The sequence below is a fragment of the Plesiomonas sp. genome, from assembly GCF_051650925.1.
GTDB lineage: Bacteria > Pseudomonadota > Gammaproteobacteria > Enterobacterales > CAMTGL01 > Plesiomonas.
The window spans coordinates 1-5177 of the sequence record NZ_JBOFRH010000159.1; the positions used below are offsets into that span (position 1 = coordinate 1).

The 5177-nt window shown below is 41.8% G+C and carries 4 protein-coding genes; 2 read left to right on the plus strand and 2 right to left on the minus strand.

Features of this window, described 5'->3' with window-relative positions; translation table 11 throughout:
• On the minus strand, nucleotides 1-2545 hold a 2545-nt coding region (locus ACRC27_RS03650; protein ID WP_438639211.1), incomplete at its 3' end, for an EAL domain-containing protein.
• A gap of 395 nt (nucleotides 2546-2940) precedes the next feature.
• Nucleotides 2941-3594, minus strand: coding sequence for a DUF4377 domain-containing protein (locus ACRC27_RS03655; RefSeq protein WP_438621659.1), 654 nt, complete (start codon nucleotides 3592-3594; stop codon nucleotides 2941-2943).
• 299 nt (nucleotides 3595-3893) lie between these two features.
• Here ACRC27_RS03655 and lpxM point away from each other — a divergent pair, with 299 nt between their 5' ends.
• Nucleotides 3894-4853, plus strand: a complete 960-nt coding sequence (lpxM, locus tag ACRC27_RS03660; protein ID WP_438639212.1) for a lauroyl-Kdo(2)-lipid IV(A) myristoyltransferase — start codon at nucleotides 3894-3896, stop codon at nucleotides 4851-4853.
• Between the two features lie 109 nt (nucleotides 4854-4962).
• The coding region (locus tag ACRC27_RS03665; protein ID WP_438639213.1) for a hypothetical protein at nucleotides 4963-5177 on the plus strand (215 nt) is incomplete at its 3' end.

The following is a 5177-nucleotide window of genomic DNA, read 5'->3' on the forward strand; positions in this document are numbered from 1 at the left end:
TGAGTTCCCACTCTTCTAATGGCATAGGGCGACCAAAGTAGTAGCCCTGTGCTTTTTGAGCGCCCAGTTGTGCTAGGCGTGCAGCTTCTTGTGCATTTTCAACACCTTCAGCAACGAGAGGAACTTGGCAACTGATGGCTAGTTGAATAACCGAGTTAATCACACGATCACTGCCTGCGCTGTTGAGCAATCCGCTGACAAATGTGCGGTCTATTTTCAGGCAATCAAAGGTTAATCGGTGTAGGTGCGATAGGCTTGAATAGCCACTGCCAAAATCATCTAAGGCTATTTTTACCCCAATTTTACGCAATACATGTAGTCTGTCTTCAATAAAGTTAAAGTTTTCAATCAGCATTGACTCGGTTAACTCCAGAGTCAGATTGGCAGGTTTTAACCCACTGTGTATTAACGCTTTTTTGACAATAGCAATAAAATCGGTTTGGATTATCTGCCGTACAGAGATGTTGATGTGCAGTTCAAAATTGTCAGGCCACTGCTTATTTGTGATGTTATCTGCAATGGCTTTGCAGGCGTGCATCAGTGTCCAAGCGCCAATTGGCAAAATTAAACCAGATTGCTCGGCGATGGGAATAAACTGGTCTGGGCTAACAATCCCAAGTGATGCCGAGCGCCAGCGTAGTAAAACCTCTGCACCCAATATTTTCTCAGACTTGAGATCAACAATAGGCTGATAGTGCAGATATAGCTCATTATTTTCTAATGCGCTGTTTAAATGGGTGAGAATTTGTGTCGAAAGGCCAACATTATCTGCGAGTGTTTTATCATAGATAACCCCTGTATTTTCGCCTTTTTTCTTCGCAGCTAAACGTGCAATATTGGCTTGTATATAGGCATCAGCTAACTGATCGGCCGCAAAAGGCTGAATAACACCACCAATGTTGGTTGTTATTAAAACATCATCATTATTAAGTTGGAATGACTCGGTAAAGAGAGCCAGATAGCGTTGTAGACTTGAGTCAATCACTGGCAGCGCATCAACGTAGACGAGCATAAAACCATTATCAGAGCTTTTTATCACTAATATTCGCTCTGATAAACTGCGAGCAAAAGCAGACAAACGCTGGCCAACAACACGGTATAAGGCATTTACGCTCTCATCTCCCATACTATTTTTAATCGCATCAATATTATTGAGGCTAAGTAACAGTAGGCCTTGTAGCGTGTTTTTTTCCACGGGTAGGTGAGTTTCTAACCACTGTTTTAACCCCGTTTTATTTAGTAAGCCGGTATTTTGATCGTGTTCGATAAAGTATTGTTGCTGATTAAAGGCATTAGACAGTGAGCTGGACATATCATTGAATGCATCATTGAGCCGTCTAATCTCTTTAAGCTCAAAACGCTCCTGTTTGACCGGTTGCCACTGTTGTTTAGTCAGTAAACGTGCTGTTTTAGCCACATTCATGATAGGGGTAGTGATTTTAGAGAGTGCTACCCATGTTAAGGTGACGCCACTGGCGAAAATAGCAATAATCCACAGTAATGTTTCTTTTCGGTCTTCGTACAGACTGCCAACAACCTCACTCTCTGGCATGATAACGGCGACTTTCCAGTTATCGAGTTTAATTGCCTGCCCGACTTCCATCATACGCAGGAAATAAGTGCTTCCTTTAACTTTAAAGTTATATGATCCGGGCGTTTTTTGATCGATAAAAAACGCAGCGGCTCTTACCCGTGGATCTTCACTGGCATCAGGGGTTAATAAATCGGGTGCTTCCATTGAGGAGAAATCGATAATATTGCTTTGCTTTTCGGTTTGCTCATCAGTTGAATGTGAGATGATTTGGTTATCTTTGTTTAAGATCAATATGATTGAATTATCTATTTTTGCTGTTTTTTTTAAGTATTGATTAAACCCGTTTAGTTTAATATCTGAGGTGACAATGCCAACAAACTGATTTTTTTTGTCATAGGCGGGTGTTGAATATGACACAGTGATCCCACGATAGGCATCATAATCTTGGTATGCTTTACTCCACAATGACTTTTTCTGATCAGCACTTTCTCTATACCAAGGGCGGGTGCGTGGATCATAGTTTTTAAACTGATTGAGAATCGGTGAGTGTATACTGAGATCAGTAAAAAAACGTAGTTCACCCTGTGTGTTTTGATCTTTTAATGTCAGAGTGTACTTATTTTTCACCATTTCACGGCTGATGCCTACGTAATTGCCATCATGTGTACCAATAGCGACAAAACTCAGTTGTGGTGTATTTGGAAAAAGATTGTGGATAGTGTTATAAAGCGGTGGTGTGAATGAGGTTAAATCTTGAGTATTAATACGGTTTGCGGATTGAATGCTCATTGCAATAACCGTATTTGCTTGTAGCGGAGCTTTCAGGTAATTCGCCAGATCTTCACTGACAAGTTGGGCGCGTATCGAGGCTATTTTTTCACTCAGATCTTTGATCATATCGCTTTCATTACGATACTGTACCAGCATAGAAATACCGAGAATCGCACTGATCGCGATAAAAAACAGTAAAGTAACAACCAGTTTTAGTGACAGAGAACCGGATAGCTTCATGGGTACACAGGCCTGATGAGCGATTATTGGATAATTTCAATAACACAGCGGATGCGAATACAACGCAATAAGGTTAAATCTACTATACAGTGGATAAATAATGATCTACGTCATTATTCGGTGTTAATTATTTTTAAGTATAATACCTTAACAATAGATTAAAACTGATACAGATTGTAGTTATATTCTAACTATAGAGCAGTATAGTAGCCTAATCATTATCAGTATAAAACGAAAGCTGTAAAGAAAATTTATAGTGCAGATCTTTTTTGTATAAGATTTGTTTGATCTTACCAAGGTTTTTATCGTAAAAAGCAATTAGCTGTTTATAAATAAGATCAGCTAATTGCTGTATGAGAGATCAACTATTTATTTAATAGCTATACTTTCTCTGATTACGATTTTACGACGGCTGTTTCGACAATCATGTCTAAAATCCAGCGCTTGGAAGAGGCATCTGCCGCGGGATTAGCAACATCAAACTCTTTAATCCTCAAGCGGTAAGACATGCCTGGCTCTGGCTCAAAGCCTTCGATTGTGCCGTAGTAGTTGCTCCATGGCGCATCTTTAGTTTCGCGAATTTGCAGGCACTCTTGCTGGGCAACACCCGTACAGGTTTTACGCTCTGCGGCTACGTAGATAAATTTGGTCACACCTTCTGCCATAGCGGGTTGCTGAGTGAACTGGTACTGGGTTTTACCGTTGCTCAGTGTCAAGGTGTTACCCGTGATTTTAACGGCAGGCTTGCTATTTAGCAGCTCAGTGAAAGCTTGTTCACGCTGCATAGCCTCTGGCGGGCACATCATCATTGTTGCTGCCATGCCTTTTACCACCAGATGGCCATTTTCAACGGCTGCCATGCCCATCATGCGGTTACAACCAGCAAATGCAGCCATACGGCCATCTTTCATTTCAAATGTTGTAGGTTTGATATCTGCAGATACGCCGGTTTGCTGCCAGTTTCCTTCAATATTAGGGGCAGTAGATACGGTGCTGCAACCGGCAAGAAGGGCGCTGGCAGTAAGCAAAGCTAAGGCATGAGTACGCATAAAAGGTGACACTCCCAAAGAAATTGACACAGATGATAGGGGGTTTATTCCTACCATTATGTTTTTTAGTGATTACAGTAAGTATTATTTTAGTTAAAAATAGCAATAAATCAGTTAGATTTCAGCCTTTATTGGCATAATCAGAATTATCTGTTGAGGTTCGATTACGCTATTTTTACAGATAAGGCTGAGTCTATGGTAGATGCTGAGTCTGTTTTTTGTGCGTTTATCAACGCAGCAATTGCAAAATTACAGATCATCTCTATTATAGATCGGTTTTTATTGATGCCGGAATTCGCATGACTCGTGAAAAAAAAGCCGCAGGGCATGTTCCAAAGTTTACTGTATCGATGCTGCATCCACGCTATTGGCTGGTGTGGTGTGGGTTACTGATAGTGGCTCTGCTGGCCTTTTTGCCGCACAAATTGCGTGATAATTTAGCTGGCCGCATTGGTCGTTTTGTTGGGCATAAAGCGAAAAAGCAGCGCCGTAGAACTGAGATTAACTTGCAGTACTGTTTTCCTAATCTGTCGGATGCTGAACGCGATACCTTGGTTGATGATACGTTTGCTACCGCTGCGCAGGTTATGCTGGCGATGGCGGAGCTGGCGATTCGTAGCAAAGATTTTCTTGATTCACGCACCCGTTTTATCGGTTTTGAGCATGTTGATGCGGTAAAGGCGAGTGGCCGGAATATTATTTTCATGGTGCCGCATGCTTGGGCGATTGATTTTCCGGGCATCATCATGGCATCAAAAGGTATGCCGATTGCAGCGATGTTTAATCCGCATCGTAATATACTCGTTGATTGGATCTGGAACAGCGTTCGGCTGCGTTTTGGTGGGCGTTTACATACCCGACAAGATGGCATTAAAGCGTTTTTAAGCTCAGTGCGCCAAGGGTATTGTGGTTATTATTTGCCCGATCAGGATCATGGTGCAGAAAAAAGTGAATTTGTTGATTTTTTCAGTACTTACAAAGCAACGTTGCCGGGGCTGAGTAAAATGATGAAAGTCTGTAATGCTGCAGTGATCCCATTATTGCCGGTCTATAACAGCAAAGATGGTGTATTTGAAATGCACATTCGCCCTGCAATGGATGATTTGCAAGAGGCTGATGATGTTACGGCGGCGCGGCGCATGAATGAAGAGATTGAGCAATTAGTCACGCCTAATCCAGAACAGTATATTTGGCTATTGAAGTTACTGAAAACCCGTAAAGAGGGCGATCGAAGCCCATATGAAGACGAAGGGTTGTAATCTGAACAACAGCCGTTTATCCGTTAAGGTCACCTATAAAGCCGTAAGTTAAAAGCGGCTTTCTCCTTACGGGCATTGAATTCACCACTATGTTTATTACGATGTATTTATGATGACGCAGCACTTTTCAAGGTGGCTTCTTGCTTTTGTACTTTTCATTACGTGCTCTTCAGTTTTTGCTGCAGAGCACGCTGATATTTTAGTTTCTGGTGCACAGGTTAGTGCTCCTGTAAAGTTACATACAAAGGCAGTTACTGAGGGAAAAACGCCAGTTTACGCGCAGATAGCGGGCCATGAAATTCCGGTGCTGACCTTAAATAAAGG

Excerpts from the sequence above, each read along its gene's own strand:
- lpxM (WP_438639212.1), top strand. The coding sequence starts at position 3,894 with ATGACTCGTGAAAAAAAAGCCGCAGGGCATGTTCCAAAGTTTACTGTA.
- ACRC27_RS03655 (WP_438621659.1), bottom strand. The coding sequence starts at position 3,594 with ATGCGTACTCATGCCTTAGCTTTGCTTACTGCCAGCGCCCTTCTTGCC.